21 protein-coding genes, 1 tRNA gene and 1 pseudogene are annotated in these 22,016 nt (G+C 50.2%); 10 read left to right on the forward strand and 13 right to left on the reverse strand.

All coding sequences use genetic code 11. From position 1 onward, the window contains the following. Window positions 1-7 precede the first annotated feature (7 nt). Window positions 8-217 (reverse strand): hypothetical protein, encoded by a 210-nt coding sequence (locus tag ABDK92_01175; GenBank protein MEN3185236.1) that lies wholly within the window; start codon window positions 215-217, stop codon window positions 8-10. A gap of 172 nt (window positions 218-389) precedes the next feature. Between ABDK92_01175 and ABDK92_01180 the strand changes: the two genes are divergently transcribed. Continuing rightward, a complete protein-coding gene (locus ABDK92_01180; GenBank protein ID MEN3185237.1) occupies window positions 390-1,031 on the forward strand; it encodes a molybdopterin-dependent oxidoreductase in 642 nt (213 codons plus the stop codon). Window positions 1,032-1,063: 32 nt separating this feature from the next. On the opposite strand, the gene ABDK92_01185 is transcribed toward ABDK92_01180, so the two are convergent. The 4 genes from ABDK92_01185 to ABDK92_01200 all read right to left on the reverse strand — a co-directional run bounded on the left by ABDK92_01185 (window position 1,064) and on the right by ABDK92_01200 (window position 5,544). Then, window positions 1,064-2,047 (reverse strand): ABC transporter permease, encoded by a 984-nt coding sequence (locus ABDK92_01185; protein ID MEN3185238.1) that lies wholly within the window; start codon window positions 2,045-2,047, stop codon window positions 1,064-1,066. Beyond that, entirely contained in the window at window positions 2,044-2,988 is a 945-nt protein-coding gene (locus tag ABDK92_01190; protein MEN3185239.1) for an ABC transporter permease, read from the reverse strand. Before ABDK92_01190 ends, ABDK92_01185 begins: the two co-directional genes overlap by 4 nt. Continuing rightward, window positions 2,985-4,499 (reverse strand): sugar ABC transporter ATP-binding protein, encoded by a 1,515-nt coding sequence (locus ABDK92_01195; protein MEN3185240.1) that lies wholly within the window; start codon window positions 4,497-4,499, stop codon window positions 2,985-2,987. The genes ABDK92_01190 and ABDK92_01195 overlap by 4 nt, the downstream gene beginning before the upstream one ends. Before the next feature lie 61 nt (window positions 4,500-4,560). After that, on the reverse strand, window positions 4,561-5,544 hold the full coding sequence (locus tag ABDK92_01200; GenBank protein MEN3185241.1) for an autoinducer 2 ABC transporter substrate-binding protein: 984 nt from the start codon (window positions 5,542-5,544) through the stop codon (window positions 4,561-4,563). 183 nt (window positions 5,545-5,727) lie between these two features. On the opposite strand from ABDK92_01200, the gene ABDK92_01205 reads away from it, so the two are divergent. Next, window positions 5,728-6,018 carry a hypothetical protein gene (locus tag ABDK92_01205; GenBank protein MEN3185242.1) on the forward strand — a complete coding sequence of 97 codons (291 nt, stop codon included), beginning with the start codon at window positions 5,728-5,730 and terminating at the stop codon, window positions 6,016-6,018. A 431-nt stretch (window positions 6,019-6,449) separates the two neighbouring features. Here ABDK92_01205 and ABDK92_01210 read toward each other — a convergent pair whose 3' ends face one another. Both ABDK92_01210 and ABDK92_01215 read right to left on the reverse strand, forming a co-directional pair. Further along, a complete protein-coding gene (locus ABDK92_01210; protein MEN3185243.1) occupies window positions 6,450-7,976 on the reverse strand; it encodes an alkaline phosphatase in 1,527 nt (508 codons plus the stop codon). 16 nt (window positions 7,977-7,992) lie between these two features. Next, the gene (locus ABDK92_01215) at window positions 7,993-9,024 is read right to left on the reverse strand and encodes a metallophosphoesterase (protein MEN3185244.1); all 1,032 of its coding nucleotides are present in this window, start codon (window positions 9,022-9,024) and stop codon (window positions 7,993-7,995) included. Window positions 9,025-9,151: 127 nt separating this feature from the next. On the opposite strand from ABDK92_01215, the gene ABDK92_01220 reads away from it, so the two are divergent. From ABDK92_01220 to ABDK92_01235, 4 genes are all read left to right on the forward strand, one after another. Then, window positions 9,152-9,240: transfer RNA gene (locus ABDK92_01220), tRNA-Leu, on the forward strand. A 443-nt stretch (window positions 9,241-9,683) separates the two neighbouring features. Beyond that, window positions 9,684-11,117: a bifunctional homocysteine S-methyltransferase/methylenetetrahydrofolate reductase gene (locus ABDK92_01225; GenBank protein ID MEN3185245.1), complete on the forward strand. Its 1,434-nt coding sequence runs from the start codon at window positions 9,684-9,686 to the stop codon at window positions 11,115-11,117. 14 nt (window positions 11,118-11,131) lie between these two features. Next, window positions 11,132-11,506: a methylenetetrahydrofolate reductase gene (locus ABDK92_01230; GenBank protein MEN3185246.1), complete on the forward strand. Its 375-nt coding sequence runs from the start codon at window positions 11,132-11,134 to the stop codon at window positions 11,504-11,506. A gap of 4 nt (window positions 11,507-11,510) precedes the next feature. Next, the gene (locus ABDK92_01235; protein ID MEN3185247.1) at window positions 11,511-11,921 is read left to right on the forward strand and encodes a bacteriohemerythrin; all 411 of its coding nucleotides are present in this window, start codon (window positions 11,511-11,513) and stop codon (window positions 11,919-11,921) included. A gap of 122 nt (window positions 11,922-12,043) precedes the next feature. Here ABDK92_01235 and ABDK92_01240 read toward each other — a convergent pair. The 6 genes and pseudogenes from ABDK92_01240 to ABDK92_01265 form a co-directional block, all read right to left on the reverse strand. After that, window positions 12,044-12,493 (reverse strand): annotated as a pseudogene (locus tag ABDK92_01240) (GGDEF domain-containing protein). A gap of 107 nt (window positions 12,494-12,600) precedes the next feature. After that, entirely contained in the window at window positions 12,601-13,092 is a 492-nt protein-coding gene (locus tag ABDK92_01245; protein MEN3185248.1) for a hypothetical protein, read from the reverse strand. Further along, complete coding sequence (locus ABDK92_01250) at window positions 13,089-15,998, reverse strand: HD domain-containing phosphohydrolase (protein ID MEN3185249.1); 2,910 nt, start codon at window positions 15,996-15,998, stop codon at window positions 13,089-13,091. The genes ABDK92_01245 and ABDK92_01250 overlap by 4 nt, the downstream gene beginning before the upstream one ends. A 62-nt stretch (window positions 15,999-16,060) precedes the next feature. After that, window positions 16,061-16,984: a TIM barrel protein gene (locus ABDK92_01255; protein ID MEN3185250.1), complete on the reverse strand. Its 924-nt coding sequence runs from the start codon at window positions 16,982-16,984 to the stop codon at window positions 16,061-16,063. A gap of 19 nt (window positions 16,985-17,003) precedes the next feature. Continuing rightward, a complete protein-coding gene (locus tag ABDK92_01260) occupies window positions 17,004-17,720 on the reverse strand; it encodes an SDR family oxidoreductase (protein ID MEN3185251.1) in 717 nt (238 codons plus the stop codon). A gap of 237 nt (window positions 17,721-17,957) precedes the next feature. After that, window positions 17,958-18,632 carry a SagB/ThcOx family dehydrogenase gene (locus ABDK92_01265; GenBank protein MEN3185252.1) on the reverse strand — a complete coding sequence of 225 codons (675 nt, stop codon included), beginning with the start codon at window positions 18,630-18,632 and terminating at the stop codon, window positions 17,958-17,960. 185 nt (window positions 18,633-18,817) lie between these two features. On the opposite strand from ABDK92_01265, the gene ABDK92_01270 reads away from it, so the two are divergent. From ABDK92_01270 to ABDK92_01285, 4 genes are read left to right on the forward strand one after another with little or no spacing between them, the layout of a single operon-like run. Continuing rightward, window positions 18,818-19,342 carry a type II secretion system protein gene (locus ABDK92_01270; protein ID MEN3185253.1) on the forward strand — a complete coding sequence of 175 codons (525 nt, stop codon included), beginning with the start codon at window positions 18,818-18,820 and terminating at the stop codon, window positions 19,340-19,342. Then, entirely contained in the window at window positions 19,320-19,856 is a 537-nt protein-coding gene (locus ABDK92_01275) for a hypothetical protein (protein MEN3185254.1), read from the forward strand. Before ABDK92_01270 ends, ABDK92_01275 begins: the two co-directional genes overlap by 23 nt. Window positions 19,857-19,869: 13 nt before the next feature. Beyond that, window positions 19,870-21,042 (forward strand): hypothetical protein, encoded by a 1,173-nt coding sequence (locus tag ABDK92_01280; protein MEN3185255.1) that lies wholly within the window; start codon window positions 19,870-19,872, stop codon window positions 21,040-21,042. Between the two features lie 18 nt (window positions 21,043-21,060). Further along, a complete protein-coding gene (locus tag ABDK92_01285) occupies window positions 21,061-22,008 on the forward strand; it encodes a beta-propeller fold lactonase family protein (GenBank protein ID MEN3185256.1) in 948 nt (315 codons plus the stop codon). Window positions 22,009-22,016 lie beyond the last annotated feature (8 nt).

Consider the following 22,016-nt stretch of genomic DNA (forward strand, 5'->3'; position numbering starts at 1 on the left):
GGCGCTTTTATCGCTTTTTTACGATGACCGTTTTTCCCTGCCAGCTGAAGTAGGCAACGTGCCCCTCTTTTTCTAATTCCAGAATTTCCTTCCAGACTTCTACGATATCAGTCTTGACTCGTTCAGCCAGGTCCGAAAGATAAATCGCTTCTTGAAATGCTCGGAGGATTTTCTCTTTTAGGTCTTTTTCCCCTTCGCTACTCTGGGTAAGGAACACCAGTCTTTTCTCCAGGAAAAGGCTATTTAACGTGAATTATACCATCTTTTTACCATTCCACAGGGGATTTTTGGGTTCATTCTTCCGGATTTTTCCAGGATGGTTCACAAAAATTTGCTTTTGCCCCGAGAAGGGAAAAAGAAGAAATAGGAAATTCACTGTGTGGTTGTATTTGTCAATTATTGTGGGAGGTAGAGAACGTGAAAAAAATACCTACTTTTGGATTCTCATTTTGGTTGTGGTGGCGTCCTTAGGGGTATCCGAGGCGAAGGAACGGGTGAAACTCGCTCCTGATACCCCGGATACCGAAATCATTTTCATGAACCCGGCGGAAGTGGACTCTTCGCTTTTACCCCTTGATTCCATTAAGAATTTGCACACCACCGGTATTCCTCCTGAAAATCTCGATATTGGAAGCTGGCGTCTTGAGATTTCTGGAGTAAAGGCGCAAAGCCCCCTCTCCCTTTCCTACGAAGAACTCCTGGCTCTTCCCATGGTCAAAAAGAAAGTACTCCTCATCTGCCCCGGTTTTTTCGCCGACTATGCTGAGTGGGAAGGGGTGCCGCTGCGAACTCTTCTTGAGAGAGCTCAGGTCGAGGAATACCGACGAATTCGCCTTGTTGGCATTGATGGGTACGAAGTGTTTTTTACCCAACGAGAACTGGAGGAAGAAAAGCTCGACCTCCTTTTTCTTGCTCTGCGGGTGAATGGGGAAGCACTTCCCCTTGAGCACGGTTTTCCCGTACGTCTAGTGGCCGAGGATTTTTACGGTAGTCGCTGGGTGAAATGGTTAAAGGAAATCGTGGTGGAATAGGTATACCCCGCATCTTGCGATGCGGGGTCGGGTTAAAATTTCCTGCGAGCCAAAAGCATCTGGTTTAAAAGCACACTTCCCACCAGCACCACTCCCAGAGAGCCAAGTTGCCAGATTTGGTGAATACCAGCCAGCTGCATGCCATTGTAAAGGAGGGTGATGATGGCCACTCCCATGATGACCCCTCCAATGGTACCTTCGCCGCCCTTGATGTTCACTCCACCTAAGACTGCGATGGTAATGGCCTGCATTTCATAGCCCAGTCCCACATCCGGTCGAGCACTGGCAATCCGAGAAGTGATGATCCATCCAGAAAGAGCCGCCAAAAACCCAGCCAGGGTATACACCGTAAGGCGGGTACGACGCACATTGATACCCGAAAAGAAGGCCGCGGTTTCATTGTTGCCTACCCCATAGAGATATCGTCCAAAGGCATGCTTTTCCAGTAGAAACCAGAGAATGAGAATGACCGGGATAAAAATAAAGAGCACCTGGAAGGGAATTCCACCCAACCTGTACTGGCCCACGAAATAGAAGGTCTCCGGGAAATTGGACACCGGCATGGGGTTCGGTCCAAAGCGGGGGTCTACAGCCACAATCAGAGCTAAGGATTTGTAGATGTAGAGTGAAGCCAAGGTGACGATGAGGGGAAGAATTCGGAGATAACTCACTAAAACCCCATTCACGTATCCCATCCCCACCCCGGTAAGAAGTCCCACCAGAATGGAAAGAGAAGGGTTGAGACCCGCTCGTCCAATGAGTACCCCGATCACCATAGCCACCAGGGTGAGCATGGATCCCACGGAGAGGTCGATACCTCCACCGCCGGAGAGAATCACCAGCATCTCAGCCATGGCTAAAAGTCCTAATTCAACTCCATACTGGGTCATGTTGGTGAGGTTGTAGAAGGTGAAAAACCCTGGAACACCAAAAGAAAAGACGATGAAAAGAATGAGCAGAAGCACCAGGAGAAAGAGCATCCGATTTTCCACGATCTGCCCCACAATGCGTCTCATAGCCGTTCTCCCCTTGCGCGGACGACGTCGATAACTACCGAAACAAGAATAAGGGCTCCAATCACCAGACCCTCGCTTAAAGCCGGAACGTTGAGAAGGACCATTCCGTTTTTGATGATTCCTACGAGGAAAGCTCCCAGGAGGCTTCCAATCACGGTTCCTTTCCCACCTAAGATGCTCGTTCCCCCCAGGACCACGGCAGCGATGACTTCCAGCTCAAATCCGGTTCCGGTGTTGGTCTGGACAATCCCGGTACGAGCCACGTAGATGAGTCCAGCAAAACCCACCAGGATTCCGGTAACGGTGTAGACGAAGAGAGTGGTTTTAGCCAGATTCACCCCTGAGACTCGAGCGGCTTCGGGGTTATTACCCAGCGCGTAAATGGCCCTCCCTAAAGAACGGGAATTCAGAAAATAGCTAAAGAAAACGATGAGAATGACCGTAATCCACATGGAAATGGGTATACCAAGCCACTTTCCTAACCCAATCACCCGAATCGCTGGAGGAATTCCTGAAACCCACCGCCCCCCCAAAAGCTGGAAAAGGAGGCTACGGATGATGTTGAGCATTCCCAGGGTGACGATGATCGGGGGTATTTTCCCATAGGCAATGAGGAAGCCATTGACCAGTCCCATCAAAAGTCCCACTCCCATGGCGGCCAGGACTACAGAAAACACTGGAGCACTTCCCATAAGTAGCTTTCCGGCCACTACCGAGGACATTCCCAGCATTGATCCTATGGAAACGTCAATCCCTCCGGTGATGATGATCATGGTCATACCAATGGCCGCAATAGCAGTGCCAGCAAGCTGAAGGAGAAGATTGGTGAGGTTACTCACCGAGAGGAACCGTTCCGTAGTGAGGGAAAAGACCACCGCCAGAACCACGATCAATCCGAAAACCGTAAATTCCCTTTTTCGAAGAAGAGTTCTTCGCTTCATCGGGTTCGTACTCCCACCATTCGTTCCCCGGTTGCTGCCCGGATAATCGTCTCGGAGCTGGCTTCGTCTCGTTCGAAAATTCCGGTGATCCGTCCTTCGTGCATCACCACCACCCGGTCGGAAAGTTTCAGAATTTCGGGAAGCTCTGAGGAGATGATGACCACTCCCAGCCCTTGGTCAGCTAAGTGAGCAACGAGGTTGTGGATTTCCGATTTTGAGGCCACATCCACCCCCCTGGTGGGTTCATCCAGGAAAAGGACTTTGGGGGTGGTTCCCAGCCATTTGGCAATGACCACTTTTTGCTGGTTTCCCCCGCTTAAGCTGTACACCTTGGTCCACAAGTTGGGGGTTTTGATGTTGAGGTCATGAACGTAGCGTTCTCCTCGTTTTTGCTCTTCTTTTGTATTCACCACACCCAGACCACCCAAAAGCTCTTTCAAGAAAGTGATGGAAATGTTGTACCCCACCGAGAGGATGGGGAAAAGTCCCTGGATTTTGCGGTCTTCGGGCAGGTAGGCAATGCCACTCCGCATGGCCTCTTCCGGAGAGGTAAACTGTACCGTTTTTCCGTCAAAAACCACCTTTCCGTTATCAGGGGATCCAATGCCAAAGATGGTCTGGGCTACGTCGGTTCTTCCCGAACCCACCAGACCAAAGAATCCCAGGATTTCCCCGGGAAAAACCTCAAAAGAAATGTCATAAAACCGCCCTTTTCTGGTAAGGTTTTCGACGAGGAGAACCGGTGTGTCACCTCGCTTTTGTTTCCGTTCAATGGTTTCCACCAGTAACTTCCCGGCCATGAGCTCCACAATCCGATCCCGGTTCACTTCTCCAATGGAGAACGTTCCCCGAATTTCTCCATCACGCATGATCGTTACCCGATCGGCAATGCGGAAAATTTCTTCCAGCCGATGGCTGATGTAAATGATACCCACTCCCCGTTCCCGCAATTTCCTGATGATCTCAAAAAGGCGTTCAGTCTCATGCTCGGTGAGAATGGCGGTGGGTTCATCGAAAATGATTACCCTGGACTCATAAGCCAAAGCCTTGGCGATGAGGACCAGCTGTTGCAAACCCACGCTCAGTTCCCCCATGGGTTCTTTCAGAAAGTGGTAGGGTAAATCTAACGAGGAAAAAAGTGCCCGGGCCTTTTCTTCCTCGGCTTTCCAGTCAATGCTCCCCCAAGGACGACGAATTTCCCTTCCCAGAAAAATGTTTTCCATGGCCGAGAGTTCGTTGTATACCAGGGGTTCCTGGTAGACCGTGGCAATGCCCATCTCCTGAGCTTTGCGGGGAGAGTCGATGACTACCGATTTTTCCAGATAGTGAATTTCTCCCCGGTCTGGCTGCAAGGCTCCAGAGATGATTTTAATCAGGGTGGACTTTCCTGCTCCATTCTCTCCCACCAGGGCATGGACTTCTCCCGGACGAAGCGAAAAATCAACTCCCTTTAGGGCATGCACACCGCCGAATGATTTGACGATACTTCGTACATCTAAAATGGTTTCCATGAGCTTTGCTCCAGTAAAAGTGCGAAGCGCCCCGATCGGGGCGCTTCTTGGGATTCACGTTTTAGAAGAGTTTCTCAAACTCTTCAATGTTGGAGACATCAAACACCTTGGGTGGCCCAAGCACCAGCATCTTGTCTTTGGCAATGTACCTGGGCTTGGTGCTGATACCGGGTACATCGTACTCTTTTCCATCTTCGAACTGGTTCCCATCCAGAAGATACTTCGCCGCCCAGACGGTCAGATACCCCAGGTCCACCGGGTTCCAAAGGACGAAACTCTTGACGGTACCACTCTTCACGTATTTGGCCATCATGGATGGCACAGAAAGTCCAGTAGACACAATTTGCCCGCTCTTTCCGGCCTGCTCAATGGCTTCTGCCACACCCGGAGCAGAGGTGCTGCACTGCCCGATAACGCCCTTTAGGTTGGGGAAGGCATTGATGAGGTCAAGCATCACGTTGATGGCCTGCTGCACGTCCTCTTCGGCGTAGCGGATGGTCACCAGCTTCATCTTGGGGTAGTTGGCTAACCTCTGCAACTCATAGAGAATCCAGGTGTTCAGGTTCCAGGCCGTCGGTCCACAAGACACAATGGCAAATTCGCCTTCTTCGCCCATCGCTTTGGCCAGTTCATCCATAATGGTGTAGCCGATTTCATCCTGCAGTGCCTGGTTGACAAAGAGGTCCCGGAAGTCACCGTCGGTGTCACTGGTCATCGCTAAAATTCCTTTTTCCTTGGCCTTCTTGAGTACTGGAGCAATTGCAGCTGGGTCGTTGGGAGCCACGGCGATGGCATCGACGCCCTGGGTAATGAGGTTATCGACAATTTCAATCTGTTTGGCCACATCTGCAGTAACCGGTCCCGTGTAAATGAATTCCACATCGAGATCCGCGGCGGCTTTCTTCCCACCCTCTTCCATGGCGTTGAAGTAGGGGATTCCAATGAGCTTCGGCACAAAGGCAATCTTATATTTGGCGAAGGCTACCGAAGAGAGGAACAGTACCGTAAAAACCACCAGGAGAACCAACACGCCGTACTTTTTCATAATCACTCCTCCTTTATATTTAAAATATACCTACTTATATTATAGCGATTGTTTCCCTTCTAGGGGAATGGTTGTTTCCTGTTTTTTCAAAAATTTCCTCCCAATTTTTTCGGTAGTTTTAGCGAATGGGAATCGAGCGCTTTGGAGAAACATGGTATCATGACTGCAAGAGGAAGAAGAAACGTGATCCATGTCTTATTTTCTTATCGCTCTGGCGCTCTGGCAAACCGAAGAAACTTGGAATTGTGCCTTCGCTACAATCTGGCTGGTTTTACCGATAACCTCAACGGTCTTTGGATTTTCACCGAGATTCAAGAGGGTGATTTCGTCTTCTTTCTCTATGGTGCCAGAATTTTTAATCTCTGTAAGGTGGAAAAGAAAAAAGCCTTTAAAATCCGGCAAACATGGGATCATGGGAAAAGATTACCTTCCGATCGGGTAGAACATACTCATTTCCCTTTCGCCTTTTTTTGACACCCATTCGAAAAATCGAAGAGCCGATGGTTCGAACTGAGTTTGCCTATGTAGCTGAAAATCTCTGCTTTTGCGGGGTGGTTACCGGAAGACTCATTTCCAAGCTGATTGGGTTACTCTTCAGGCTGTTTCCCAGATGGGGAAACCGTGGTCGAAGCCATATTTGTGTCGTACTACTATGGCGTTGGGGAAGGATTTCTTCCCCGATTCACTTTGCGTAATAGCCGTTCTTTCTCAGAAGTTTTTCCGTGCAGTGAGTTGATAGGTTCTTGAACTGAGAATACTTACTCCTTTGCCGAGCTTCGATCGAAGTTTGTCTTACATCTTCTTTAAAGGTTTCTCTCGGTTATGATCAAAAAAAATCGGCGGGCCGGAGAAAGCCCGCCGCGGTAGGGAGGGGTTTTTGAGCTGCTGATTTTTGTTGATGCTTATTAATACTGGGACTGAGTTACTGCAGCACCAAGACCCAGCGCCTGTTTCATTTTGGTGTAGAGTTCGGTATTATCGTACCAGCCGTCAAAGAGTTCGCTGTGTTTTCCCAGGGCAAAGACTGCAGTCGGTTCAGCAGTATGGGAGTAAGTGGTCCAACTTATTCCTGCCTTTTGACCCATGATGTGGGTGAGGGTGACTGTAAGGGGGTCGTAACCGCCATAGAGGACCTTGGCTTCGTCACCTTTTGGGGGTTCTTCGCTCATGCTGGCGGCGAAGGCTTTTTCTAAACGGGCCATCTCGTATTCGGTGAGAACCATGGCCAGGGTTTTGGCAGCTTCTTTATCGCCATTTTTGACCTTTTCCTCAAGTTGGCTTTTTTCCTCAGGGGTAAGCCACAGAAAGCCAAAGTTTTCCTGGATTGTGGGCCAGAAACTCTTGAGACTTTGTTGATCCTTGGGGGTGTTTTGGGCGTATTCTTTCACCTTTCCTTCAAAGACTTCGTAGGAGACTTTCTGGTTTTCAATCAGCTCCAGGTAGAGGTTATATCCGGTCAGGGCATACCCCAAGCTTAAACCGCCATTTCCATGGTCAGCAGTAACCACGATGAGCGTTTCTTCAGGGTGTTTTTCATAAAATTTCACTGCTTCGGCGACTGCCTGTTCAAAGTCGAGGATGTCTCCGATGACACTGCGGATGTCGTTGGCATGGCAGGCCCAGTCAATCTTTCCACCTTCCACCATCATGAAGAACCCTTTGGGGTTATCGAGGAGTTCAATCCCTTTGCGCACGAGTTCAGCCAAGGCAAATTGTTCTGCACTTCGGTCGATGGCATAGGGCATGGCAGCTTCGGAATCGAGTACTGGATTGATGACGATCACTTTGTCTTTTGGAGGGGTGAGCTTTTCAAAATCGCTGCGATTCCGGATTACGGTGTATCCCTTTTTAGCCAAAATGTCAAAGATGTTCTCCTTATCTTTTTCTTTTCCGGTGGGTTGGCGGAATCCACCGCCAGCAAAGTAGTCGAATCCACTTTCGCTGAGTTCCAGGGCGATTTCGTAGTAATTATTTCGGGAAGGATTGTGGGCGTATAATCCTGCCGGAGTAGCGTGGTCCAGGGAAACGGTGCTTAAGTTTCCAATTTTCATGCCTGCTGCTTTGGCTTCTTCAGCGAGGGTGGTGAACTTTTCAGTTTTACCTGGATCCATGTTGATGACTCCGTCCACAGTTTTTCTTCCACTCATTAAAGCCGTCATTGCCGATGCTGAGTCGGTGATGTAACGGCCAGCGTCGAAGGTGCTGGTGAGGCCCACTACCGGGAATTTGGTGAAGGAAATAGGTTCTCTTCCCGGGGTATCGCTCTTTAAGTCGTGGAGGTAGAATTCGGTCGCTTGGATTGCAGGAATGCTCATGCCATCACCGACGAAGAAGAACAGGTACTTCACTCCGGCTGCAAAGGCAGCTTGACTGACGAAGACCATGGTCAAAATGACCGTTGTTACTAGAAAATACCGCATTTTTCCAAACATGCTCTATACCTCCTCTTTATTTTTGAAATCGAACCGGCATGGAATACTTCACAAATTCATTGGCTTCGTAGTAGGCCTGGACCTGTTCTGGTGTAGCGTCGCTACTGGGTTTCCACCAGGCGTCTTCCAGCATGGTTTTTCGACTGATTTCCCAGATTTCTGGAGTAGCTGTAAGGCGAACCACTTCGTAGGAGAGTGTTTTTGGGGTAAGGGTGTATACGGTGTAGGACATGGGATAGGTGAGAGTAGAGGCATTTTCCACGTACCAGATACCGTTCTTTTCTACCGGTATCGTGCTCACGTGCCGGTGCCCTGAGAGGTAGAAGGAGACCTGGGGGTATTTCTCGAAGAGGGCGATCACTTCGTCGGCATTGTCGAGATAGAAGTTTTTCCATTCAGGTTTCTTTTCTTCTTCCCGGAAAGGAACGAGTAAATGATGTCCAAGCACGATGGTGAGTTTATCCTGATTGGCAAAGAGTTGTTTTTCTAACCACTGGAGCTGGGCCCGAGAAACCTTACCACCCCAGCTTCCCACTTTGCTGGTATCAAGGCCAATGAGGAATACTCCCGGCACGGGTTCCGCAGTCCAGTAACTCTGCGCTCCTTCAAAGCCATACCCCTGTAAGGCAAAAACCACGTTGTATTTGGAACTTCCCGTCAGAGTCGCCAGTGCTGGTTCTTTGTCTTTGGGTGGGATAGGGCTCACTTCGTGATTTCCGAGGATCGCATACGCCGGGACCCGGATTTCTTCCACCATTTCTCGTAAAAGGTCGATGTTCCAGGGTTCAGCATCTTTGGTGAGGTCACCGGCCAGAAGCACAAAGTCAAGGTCGGGAATGGCATTGACTTGGTCGATGGCTTCTTTGAAGAGGACTACCGAGGAATCTTCCATTTTCACGTTGTCCTTGGTGTTGGCTGCTGGATAGCTCAAATGTGGGTCGGAAATGACGGCAAACTTCACTTCCTGGAAAGCCCAGCATAATGTGCTTCCTGCAAGCACCAGCACCAAGACCGTTACCACGAGAAACAACCAGAACTTCCGCACCATTCAATCACCCCTTTCTTGAATCTATCGAAAAGGTACTCTTCAATCGTTAAGCGAGTTTGAGGGAATTACTAAAATTTTTTATCCTTGACTCCATGGGATTTATTGATAGAATAGAGATACCAGGGTCGCCGGAGTGGCGGAATAGGCAGACGCAACGGACTTAAAATCCGTTGGGGCGCAAGCTCCGTGCCGGTTCAATTCCGGCCTCCGGCACCAGGGGTGGGGAAAATTACTTTTTCCATCGTTTTTTTCTGGAGGGAAAACCTTTTCATCGATTTTGGCTCGGGTGGAGAGTTGGTTTGAAGTTCTGGGTTTTTCGTCCGCAGGTGGCGTTATTTCTCTTTTTTCCGTACTGGTTCTTTCCAAAAAGGACCTCCCCAGGAGATTGAGAGGGAACACTCGTTGTACTTATGTTCGTGGTGGATGAAGGTGGGACGTTTACCGCTGATTATCCCCAGTAAAGGTGCCTGGGTGGAAGAAATTCCTCAAGGATGGACCGAAGAATACCCCTCAAAAAGTTTTTGGTCCTGAAATAGTGAAGGAGTTTTGGAGATGGAACGGGAATACGGATTTCGACCAAAGAGAGAATGGACCAGTTTTGACTCTTTTAAAAAACAGTTTTTCATTTTACAATGGTCAAAAACATGGGGAGGAAAACCGTGGTGAAATCCTTCGAAGAATTTCTCCAAAGCATTCCCTTTTGTCTTACTGATGGAGCCATGGGAACAGAGCTCTTGCGGCGGGGTTATCCCCAGGATTTACCGCTTGAGCTTGCCAACCTTACCCATGGAGGACTGGTTCAGAGTATTCATGGTGAGTACGGGTCTTCCGGAGCCCAGATTTTCAAAACCAATACCTTCGGGGCGAATCCCCTGAAGCTTTCGGCATTTGGGCTTGAGGATAGGGTTGAGGCAATCATTCAGGAGGGAGTACGGTTAGCGCGAAGTGTGGCCCAGCGCAATACCTATATTTTCGGAAGTGTCGGTCCTCTGGGAAAACCGGTGGGGGGAGGGCTTGGGGTGAGCGATGGTGTGGCCCGGGAAAACTATAAACGCCAGATTGGAGCGCTTCTTGAATCCGGAGTCGACGCCATACTCTTTGAGACCATGGTTTCCACTCACGAAGTCCGTCTTGCCCTTGAGGTATTGGAATCACTGGATAGTGATATCCCGTACCTCGTGCAGTTTTCTTTCCTTCCCGATGGGACTACGCCCTATGGTGAAAGTGTTCACCAGGTCACCGCCTTTCTCCGGGGTATTCGTGCCTGTGTTGTGGGGATGAACTGTGGAAGCGGTCCTCAGGATGCCGTGAAAATCTTGGAGCAGTTTGCCCGGCACCTTCCTGGACCATTTTCGGTTCAGCCCAACGCCGGATATCCGCAGATGGTCCAGGGCCGGATGGTTTATGGAGCTCCTCCAGAGTACTTTGCCTCCTTTGCTGGAACCTTCCGTGCTCTGGGAGCAAAAATCCTCGGGGGATGCTGTGGCACGACCCCGGCACACATTCAGGCCTTAGCCCGGGTTCTGCGGGAAAACCAGACCGCTCCAGTCTTAGAGGTTTTGGAATTTCGGGAAGAGTTCTGGGAAAAACCCTCGCTTACTCGGTCGACTTTAGCTGAGAAATTGGGGAAACAGTTTGTGGTCACCGTGGAAATCAATCCTCCCAAGGGTATTGACCTGAGCCGGGTTCAAGAAGGTGTGCGTTCCCTTATGGCGGTGCATATCGATGCGGTGAACATCTCTGATTCTCCTATGGCCCGGATGCGGATTGCCCCCATTGCCCTGGCCCATCTCCGCAAAGGGGAACTTGGGGTGGAATCCATCGTGCACTTTACCTGCCGTGACCGAAATTTGATTTCCCTCCAATCCGAGCTTTTGGGCGCGGCCGCTTTGGGGGTGCAAAATATCCTGGCTCTCACCGGTGACCCTCCCTCGATTGGTGACCATCCATTTGTGCGCCCGGTTTTTGAAGTTAATTCTGAGGGCCTCATCCAGGTTTTGGTTCGCCTCAACCAGGGGATTGACTTTGCCGGTAATCCTCTGGGTCAAGCCACCAATTTTACCATTGGGGTGGCCCTGAACCCGGGGCTTTAGACCTGGAGGTGGAAATGGAACGCTTGAAAAGAAAAATTGACTGTGGTGCGCATTTCATCCTCACCCAGCCCATATACGACTCGGAGGTGTTGGAACGTTTCCTGGACCGTTTTCCGGGAACACTTCCTCCGATTTTGGGGGGTATTCTTCCTCTTCGTTCTGCCCGCCATGCTGAATTCCTCCACCATGAAGTCCCGGGGATCACCATTCCTGACCATTACCGTCTCCGCATGGCTCAGGCGTCGGATCCCAAAAGCGAGGGTATCGCCATTGCCTGTGAAATCGTGGATCGCATTCACGATTTTGTGGCGGGTATTTATTTCATGCCCCCTTTTGAACGGTACGATATGGTCATTGAAGTCATCAAATCCTTTTCAAAGGAGGTATGAGAGTATGCTTGAATGGTCGGGACGGTATGCGATTGGCGTTTCAGAAATTGACCGTCAGCATCGGGAACTTTTCCAGACCATGAACCGCTTGCTCAACGCCTGTTCTCAGGGATCTGGTAAGGATGTTCTTCCCGAAGTTTTTGACTTTTTGGGTCGTTATGTCGTTGAGCACTTTGCCACCGAGGAACGCTATATGGAACAGTATGATTATCCGGCTCTCCCCATGCACCGAAAAATCCACCAGGATTTTGTCAAGACCTTTCTTGGTTTCCGAGAGAAAGCCGAAGCCGAAGGCCCAGGTCTGGGTCTTGTGGTCCAGGTGAATCAGGTGCTCGTGGATTGGCTTAAAAACCATATCCTCAACGTTGACCAGGAAATGGGAAAGTTTCTGCAGAAAAAGCTGTCTCATCCGTAACTTGGGTTTTTCCCTGGCGGCAATGCAGGGTGGAACAATACTTGGATTCGCGTCCTGCGTCGTGATCCAATCATACTGGCTGTGCTGTACTCAAAATCAACGGGAAAACCGAAGGGAGACCTTCATTGGGGAAGAAGGGACCTCTTTTTTACCTTTTCCTGGTACATCAGAGCGTCGGCTTTGTGAAGGAGAGACGAGAGGTTATCACCGAGAGTGTACTGTACGAGGCCGAAGCTGATGTCGAGGGGAAGACCATGACGTTTTCCTATGGTCTTAAAGAGGGTTCGGATTCGCTTGATGGCGTTTTCGGCTTCATTGGTTGCAATGTCAGGAAAGAAAATCATAAATTCATCGCCTCCAAATCGAGCGATGGTATCAATTTCACGAATACTGGCACCAATCTCGGTAATCACTTCTTTCAGTAACTCATCGCCTTTCATGTGTCCTAGGGTGTCGTTCGCCATTTTGAATTGATCAAGGTCAAAGAACAACAGAGAAAAGGTCCTTCTAAAACGTTCAGCACGTTTAATTTCCTGAGCCAACATTTCCGTAGAAGCGCGGTGGTTATAAACACCGGTAAGGGGTCAGTGTTTGCCAGGCGTTTCACTTCTTCGGTTAATTGCCGGTAAAGGGTCACATCATGGGCATGGTGGAGGTAAAGATCGCTTCCGAAGGGTACTTAGAAAACGTCAAAAGCGCGTTCCTGCCACTCGATTTCAGCGCGGACTGTTTCTCCTTTTGCCAGAGCTTCGTCGGTCCGGCAAAAGATACACTTCATCCTCGAATGGACTTTTCCGGCTAAGGCTAATTCCCGATCGTTTTCGGGAAGTGCTAATCCCCCATGAATGGCTAAAAAACAGAAATCGCCCGCTTTTGTTTTCCAGTCCCGTTCGGCAGCTCGATTCTGAATGAGAATCCGGCGTTGCCGGTCAATAATCCAGGCGGAGGCAGGGATGCCTTCCAGGAAAAGCGCTACAAGGTACATGAAGGTCCCGAGAACACAGAGAAAATCGAAAGGGCCATCTTGGAGGATGGCATGGAGAAGGTGTGTTTCCGAAACGTAGTGGGGTATGAACCCTTTCTGACGCATACAGTCAGCGAGTGCTTGGTTCTTTTCACCGGAAAGAAGAACCTTGCGCAGTGGACCATGGGGTCTTTGTGGGGTGTTCATCTTTCTGCCTCCTCGATGATTTTGATGAACGTATCGACCACCAGAGGGTCAAACTGAGTTCCGGCAAAGCGCTGGAGTTCGACCAGCGCTTCTTCTTCGGTCATGGGAGGCTTATAGGGACGGCCGGAACGCATGACATCGTAGGCATCCACAACAGCCAGAATCCTGGCCAGTAACGGAATTTCTTCGCCCCGCAACCCCCTGGGGTATCCGGTGCCATCGTAGCGTTCGTGGTGGGCAAGGATGGCTGGGGCAATGGGAGCAAGGTCCGGTGAGGCCTGGGCGATACGAAAGCCTACTTCAGGGTGGCGCTTGACGATTTCCCATTCTTCGGGGGTAAGAGGACCAGGTTTATCAAGGATGGCCCGTGGAATGGCAATCTTTCCCAAGTCGTGGAGCTGTGCCAGGAACTCCAGTTCCTCTAGATCTTTTTCAGGAAGATGGAGTGTTTCCCCCAGGAGCCGGGCTAATTTCACCATTCTCCGGGCGTGGATCTCGGTTTCCTGGGTTGTTTCCCGCAAGGAGCGGATGGTGAGGTTGAGGATGGCCGAGTGGGCGCTCTGGGTTTCGGTGAGTTTACGAAGGTGTAGCCACTGTTCAGCCCGGGACAGAACCTGTTCGAATGGTTCACTTCCGTCTTCCCAGAGAGACCATCCTATCGAAAGACTCAAGGGAACTCCCTGCAGGTGGATATTGCCCAAACCGGCCCGTAAGGTATGGCTCAGGTCACGAAGAAGCGTTTCTGAAGCTTTGGGAATGAGGCTCAAAAACTCATCACTTCCAAAGCGAAACAGTAGAGCCTGTTTGGGCATTAAATCCTGTAAGAGCAAGGCAGTGGAGGAGAGCAGTTCATCGCCCCGTTTCTGACCGAAGGCATCGTTCACCAGGCGCAGGCCATTGATATCACAGAGGATAAGACCCACAGGGTAGGAAAGGGATTCACTCTCCAGAAGATTTTCCAGAAATTGTCGATTGTAGAGACCGGTTAGTGAATCGTGAGTGACCATATATTCCAGGCGTTCTCGAGCGAGTTCGCGGGTAGTGACATCCTGGATAAACCCCTCTAAGTACTGCACGGTTTCCCCGGCAAAGATTCCCGCACCCCATTCTTCCACAAAGCGCCAGCTTCCGTCCCGGTGACGCAGACGGTACACAAGGTGAAAAGGCTTTTTGGTTTCCAGAGCCTGGGTGATACGCTTTTCCATTTCTGGAATATCTTCAGGATGGCAGAGCGTAGCGTAGGTGATTCGACCCGCTAGGAATTCCTCCTTGGGATACCCGGTGAGGTCTTCGATATGGTCGTTGAGGTAGTGCATCGTCCAGGGCAAAGAGGGAGCGCACAAGTACACCACCCCGGGAATGTTTTCCACTAAGAGTTGATAGCGGGTTTCGGTTTCCCGGAGGACTTTCCGCAGGGCGATTTTGTACAGGGCAAAACCCAGGTCTTGGGCCACTTCTTTGAGCAGGTCCTGCGCCTCCCGGTCGTCGGCGAGGGTCGTGGGGATGGACATTCCCAAAACTCCATACACCCGCTTTTCGAAAGAGAGTGGTAAGATAACACCGGCATATCCCGGGTTGAGAGCCGAAAGCGGGCATTCCGGGCAGGAGAGATGAAGTTGACGAAAAAGGATGGGACCATATTTTAACGCCTGGTGTACACAGGAAGGAACATTTCCCTGAGAGAACCACCGGTTGATTTCACCTCTAAATGGTTCGCCACTAACAGCAAAGTCGGTAACCTGATTTTCCTCGTCAAGGAGGGCAATCCAGGCATACGCGATTTCCATAGCCTCGGTGAGTTTCTGGCAGGCACCCGCAATGAGGGTGTGGGGGTCTTCTCCCTGGGTGATGAGCTGGTTGACGTTACGGATGGCCAGAAGTGAGCGCTTTAGGGCAATTGCTCGTTCCAGGGTCAGCTGCTCTTTAGTCACGTCATCGAAAACCACGCAGTAACGGTTCCCTTCTTTCCAGGGGCGGTAAGCACGGCAGCGGTAGTACCGCCTGGTGGAGGAGTGATAGAGTTCAAAGGTTTGCGGAATTCCAGTTTGGGCTACCCGCCCGAGATGCATAAACCACTCCTTTTCCATGTCCGGCCACAATTCCCGAGCGGTGCGGCCAATGATGATTTCCCGTTTTACCCCCACAACGTCCTCGTAGGCCCGATTCACGTAGAGGATACGAAAGTCCGCGAAACACCCTCTTTCGTCAAACACCGCTTCATGCACCGCGAACGCATTAATCATGTGCTCCAAAAGCCACTCGAACTCCTGGCTTTTTTCTTGAAGGGCGTTTTCAAGCGTTTTGCGTTCGGTTATGTCCCGAGCAATACCCTCCAAAGCGATGAGGTTTCCCACCTCATCGTACACTGGTACATTCACCTGTTCAGTCCAGATGATGGTTCCGTCTTTTCGCACCCAGCGCAGGGAAAGTGGTTTCCCTAACCACTTTCCTTCGGCGATTTCAGAGAGGATTTTTCGGTCGTCAGGATGGATAATTTTAAGCACCAGGTCAGGGTCAGCATAGTGGTCCTGAGGGGTATAGCCGGTAATGGAGGTTACCGAAGGACTGACGTACTCAAAGTACCGTTCCGGGAAAAGATGGAGCCGGTAGAAAACATCCCGGCTATCGTTTTCAATGAGGGTGTTGAAGGGAAAGTGAAAAGAACTCCGGAAGAGAACCGCAAGGAGTTTTTCTCCCAGGCGAAGAAGCTTCGCTCGTACCTTCCCCTGTAGGGGAAAGGCGATTTCAAAGGATTCACCGACCCGGTGGCGTTCCAGTTCCCGGAAGAAGAGTGGACTCTTTTCCACCGCTTCCAAGAGATTTCCAACCAGGTCAAGAACAAAAATTTCCTCATTCCCACGCTGGAAAACCCGCACCGGGAGTCTTTCCCACTCGCCCGTGCTCACCGTACACCCCTTCAGGATTTTTTTACATTGTAGTGAAAAAGACCATGTTTCGTCAACGGGAGTTAGGATTCGTTCTTTAGAAAGGTCTTTTGAAGGTATCGAAGTGATTCCCGCAGCATCCGCTCTAAAAGGGCATCGGAGTAATCCCGGCCCAGTTTGGGTCCCGGGAGCTCCAGGTATCCCACCAGATGTTTCTGGGGAATGAGCGCTTGGTTTTGGAGAAGGAGGGTACGCACCTTGCACACGTCGACGACCCCCCGGGATAAGTTTTCGGGTTCAAACCCGAAGGTTTGGTGGAAAATCCGGTCGGTGTTTTTGAAATGGAATTCCCAGAGATAGGGAAAAGAGGCGGCAAAATAGGTCATATGGTCAACGAGGATTTCCCCCCTTTCGTTCACCCATCCGTGGGAGACATCGGCACAAAACCCAAAGGTAGAGGTGGTTTCGGGATTTTGTCGGTGGTACTCATTCAGGGTTGACCCAATCCAGTGTACTTCCTCTACCGAACAGGGAGGTTCTGCGTAACAGGACATGGGCTCCAGAGTAAGACACTCGATTCCCAAATCGTGTGCCCAGTGCATGAGTTCCATGGCCCGGCGAAGGTAGTTTTCAATCCGCTTCGAACGCCTCTCCAGTTTATCCCTGGGGATGGCTCCCATGCAGCCTCCACAGGATGAAGCACCCAGCATCTGGGCAACTTCCATAAGGCGAAGGTAATGACGGAAGGTCACTTCTTCCTGGAGGGGGTCCAGGGACAAAAATCCGCCCAGTTCCCGGTAGGCAGAAAAAAGGCTTTTGATGACGATTCCCCGTTTTTCGGCTTTTTCTCGAAGCTCTAAGAAATAGCGATCAGGAAGAGAGTAGAGTTCAAAAAAAGTTCCCAGCTGTAGATAGGTGATTCCTTCGTCTTTCATGAGGTCAAATAACCAGTCAAATGAGTACCGGTAGGTAATGGGGTCGCTTTTGACACCCAAGGCCAGTTCCATTGTGGGTTCACCCTTTCTCCTATTTCCATGGTTCGTTGGAAATCCGACGGACATTCACTTCGTCGATCACAGCGTTTCCCTGACTACTGAGTAAGAACCACACGATTTCGGCAATTTCTTCCGGTTGAATCAGGGTTTCCGGGGGGATGTCCGGGCGCATGTTCCCAATGAGGTCGGTCGCCACCCCTCCGGGGGAAATGACATGCACCCGGATTCCTTCCGGATGCAATTCCCGAGCTAAAACCTTGGTCAGTCCCAGAAGGGCGTGTTTTGACGCCGTGTAGGCTCCCTGGTTGATGTAACCCTTATACGCCACCACCGAAGCAATGTTGATGATGGTTGGTGTTTCGGACTGGCGCAGGTACGGAATCGCCGCTTGAGCAAGCAAAAATGGGGCTCGGGCGTTCACCGCCATCTGGAAGTCCCACTCTTCGACTGTCGTTTTTTCAATCGGTCGGGATAAGGCTACCCCGGCATTATTGATAAGGATATCCAACCTTCCAAAGCGTTCTATGGTTTTTCGAACCAGCAAAGCTGGGACCTCCACCCGGCTCAGGTCTCCCGGAATGGCGATCGCCTCCACACCCAGAAACCCGATTTCCTGGATTACCTTTTGGAGTGTTTCCTCATTGCGCCCGTTAAGGGCAAGGTGTAGGCCTTTCTTCGCCAGAAGTTTAGCGATGGCTTTCCCAATCCCTCGCGTGGCTCCTGTCACCAGGGCGACTTTCCCTTTCACCGTTTCCACCTCTTTCTTAAGGTATCGCTGGTATTGTAGCATACCTTTTCCGTTACGGATGAGGGGAAAAAGCCAAAGGGGGGTTTAGAGAAAGCAAGGGCGGCGCTGAAGAAAGAGGCTCCTTATCAAGGATTGTGGAGCTCAATCCCTTGGATTTTTCCCCTCGTTGGGAGTGTTCGTATCTGTCCTTTCCGGAAAAAACCAGCTGGTTACGATACCGTATTTTTGGTCAAATACTCAGTGCCCGTTTTTGGGTCTTCCCACCGGCATGAGATACAGGGGTAATTGGTTTCGGGGCAATTGGACAATCTGGGTTACTTCCTCGTCCCGGAAGGCTCCAATGGCGACCGTTCCAAGGCCCAGAGCCTGTGCTTCGAGGTATACATTCTGGGCAGCATGTCCTACTTCCATATGCACGTAGCGGATGCCCCGCTCTCCGTACCGTCGGGTGGTACGCTCATAAACGGCACTCAAAAGGAGGGTTACCGGTGCTTCCCGAATCGATTCCTGGGAGAGTGCTGAATGAAAGAGTTCTGTTCTTCGATCGCCTTCGGTCACCATTTCGATGGCATGATCCCTTGGGTGATACCGGTACACCCCTGGGATAATTCCTTCCACTTTGCCTACGACCACGTAGAGTTCCAGGGGATACAGGGCTCCGGCTGAGGGTGTTGTCCGAAAACCGTAGATTTTTTCCGTGACACCCTGAGCGGCAAAAAGAAGCTGGGAAAGTTCCGGTACGGTCAAAGCTTCGTCCAGGAAGTTCCGAACCGAGCGACGTCGGAACAAGGCTTCTTCCACGGACATTTCCCCTTTGGTTTTTGGCTCGGGAAGGGCAATCTTTCCTTGGGCCCACGCCATTTCGGTCAGAAAAAACACCAGAAAAAAAGTCAAAATCGCCAGTTCTTTCATGGTTGGTATCCTCCCACTTTGGCATAAAAATACATCCTTAAGTGATAGTGTAACACAATCAAGGAGGATTTGAAAAAGGTTTGCGGAAAGAGTACAATTTAATCATACCCCACTTGGCGGATAAATGAGCCGGATGAGAAATGTTTTCTCGTTTTTTCCATTTTTGACAAAGGAGAGGGAGGGGCGTGTGGAGGAATTTGGAACGATGGATGCTTCTTCAAACCACAGGGCGCCAGGAAAGGAAACCCAAAGACCAAGGTGTAACCCTGGTCGAAGTGATCCTCGTGGTTGCCATCCTCGGTTTTGGAATCACGGCTACCTCGGTCCTTTTTTCGACCAATTTGCGTACTGGGGCCAGTAACCGGGAACAGTTGGCTTGTGCCGCTCTGGTTCACGATGTCATGGAACGGCTGCGAACGCTCCCTTTTCGGGCTGAAAACGGGAAAAGTATTGAAACACTGGCGACGTATCTTGGGGGGAGTAACACCTTGAACGCTTTTTACCAATACATGGATGTACCTCCTGAGGAATGGGCCGCATTCACGGCTGTGATTCCCAATGTTTTGGATTTTTCCACACTGACTCTATCGGAACGTTCTCATGAGTACATGGTAGAACTCAAGATACGGTGGAAATCGACCATGCCACCGGTACGGGTAATGACCACCATCGTGGAAGGAGGTATCAATGATCTTCTCCAGGCTCGATAGATCTTCATTCGGGTTCACCCTTTTAGAAACCATCATTACGGTGGGAATCATTTCTTTTCTTACCTTTGTCATCTACGCGATCATTGTTTCCCTGGGGTTTCGAATGCGTTTAGAGCTCACTGGGAGTCCGGCATACCTTCTTCCGGAGAGTAAAAGCCAGGTGAATCAACAGGTGGTGGTGAACCAGGTAAATCGGTTTTTCGCCGAAGTGGCGCGTGAAATTCGTAATGCCGCTATGGTTCAAGTGGAGGGTGAATCAGTACTGACGATCGTCCAAGACGGTGCTTCTTCAATGGTTTATGGGTCCAAAGAGTTTTCGGCAGGTGGGAGGACCATGAAAGCCATTGTTTGTTCAGCTAATGGTCAAGAGCGGATTATGGTTCAGGGGATTAGCACATTTACGGTTTCACAGAGTAGCGACCTGATTCATATTGCCATTACGGTCGAAGTTGGCGGAAAAGTGCAGGATTTTAAAACCAGTGTTTTACAACGGAATCCCAATCCATCCTCATGAAGGAGGTGAAGCAGTGAGATTTGATGACCGCGGTTCAATGTTAATTACTACGTTGTTCACCATCATTGTTTTGGCGACCCTCCTTACGACAGCTTCTTTCCTTTTTACCAGTGGTACTCGCAGTGCCCGAGCTACCACGGCATCACTGCAAGCCCACTACTTAGCTGAAATGGCCATAGACAAAGCAATTAAGCAACTACGCGGAGATTGGGATAATGTTACCCCACAGGGGTTAACCAGTGTTTATGATGGTGCTCAGGTCCTCCTGGGACAGTACAAATTTACCATCTCTGTCCCTGCGCCAAGTAAACGAGTCATCGAGGGTGAGGGCGTTGCAGCAACCAAAACTAAAAAAGTGGTGGTCGAGTTGCAGAGAAATCGAGGTTTTCCGCCCATTTTCAGAAACGCTTTGGCTTCCAATACCGATCTTGAGCTCACTGGGAACTCTCGAGTGTACAGTTCCAACGAAAATAAAGCCAAGGGCAATGTCTATGGGCATCGAAGGATTTCTCTCAAGGGTAATACCAGCGTGACTGGCTCGGTTTCCTCTGCTCTGACCGGGGGTATCACCGTCCAGGGGAACGTTTCGATTGGGGGAGGGAGGTTTGCAGGGCCAGACTATCGGCAGGACATTCCCACCATCGAGGAAGCCCAAAGAAAAGCCTGGGAAGACAAGGCAAAAACTGGCACCATTTATACTGGGGGATTAATCTACAACGGAAACCAGACGATTACCTTTGGTAACGTGTACATTAATGGGGATCTCACTCTGAACGGAAACTCCAATATAACCCTGGGTGACGATGTGGTGATTTACGTCAGAGGGAAAGTGAAAATAAACGGCAATGCATCCATCAAAGGACAGGGGATCATTGTCTCGGAAGGCATCATTGACCTTACTGGAAATATGTCGCATCAACTGAATCAGCCTGCGAACATTGCTTTTGTTTCACTCAGTAGCGACGAGTCGAAAGTCACCGGGAATGGAGAAGTTACAGGGGTCTTTTTTGCACCAAATGGCAGTTTAAAAATCGCCGGTAATTCCAGAATCTTTGGAGCGGTGGTGGCGCATCACATTGACTTTACTGGCAATGCAGATATCAAATACAACGCCGATTTGATGGACAGCGAGATTACCTGGAATCCGTCGCGTTTATTCCAAATGAGTAAGTGGAGAGAAAACTAAAGAAAGGGAGGCTTGAGTATGAGAACGGTGTTTTGGATGGGGATACTGGGGATGTTCTTGGTGATGAGTTTCAATCCTTTGTTTGCCCTTAATCTTCCCGCAGGAGGTCAGGGTCCTTGGGGAGTAGGCATAACTCAGGATGCGCAGAACCTCATCGTGGCCAACGTCAATTCAAACGAGGTCGCTTTTATTGATATACCAAGTGGTACGGTCCTTGCACAAGTGGTTTCCGGGCAAAGCCCCAAGAATCTGGTCCTCTCCGGAGATGGAAGTATCTGTTACGTGGTCAACTCGCAATCGAATGACGTCTCGATCATTGATGTACCAAGTCGGGAAGAAGTAGGACGTATCGGGGTTACGGGTTCGCCACAAAACTTGTGCTTTACTCCCGGCGGCCAGTTCCTTCTGGTGGCAAACTGGACACCGAACAGCGTGTCCATAATCGATGTCACCCAGAACACGGAAATTGGAAGTATTGCTACGGACCTTTCTCCATATGGTATGGCCATTCTTCCCGATGGTTCAAGAGCTCTGGTTACGAATTACGACTCGAACAATGTGTCGGTCATTGACCTTGCTTTACGGAGGGAAGTGGGACGAATTGCCGTGGGTGAAAAGCCGTGGGATATTGCCGTTACTCCCCAGGGTGACTATGTCTTGGTTGTCAATACCAAGTCGAATAGTGTTTCCATGGTTGCCACGGGTACCCTTCAGGTGGTTCGAGAAATTCCGGTTGGCGAATGGCCCTGGTACATTGCGATTTCCCATGATGGACGTTTTGCCTATGTGACCAATAATACCAGCCGGAGCATTTCGGTGATTGATGTTGCCGCGCAAGCGGTGGTGAAAACGCTTGATTTGGGCTTCAAACCGTGGGCCATCGTCCTCTCTGGGGATGATTCCAAAGCATTCGTGGTCAATAACGATGAAGAAGTCATCACGGTTGTCGATTTGGCTACCGAATAATTTGCAAA

This window comes from Atribacterota bacterium (genome assembly GCA_039638595.1).
In the GTDB taxonomy this organism is placed as follows: domain Bacteria; phylum Atribacterota; class Atribacteria; order Atribacterales; family Caldatribacteriaceae; genus Profundicultor; species Profundicultor thermophilus.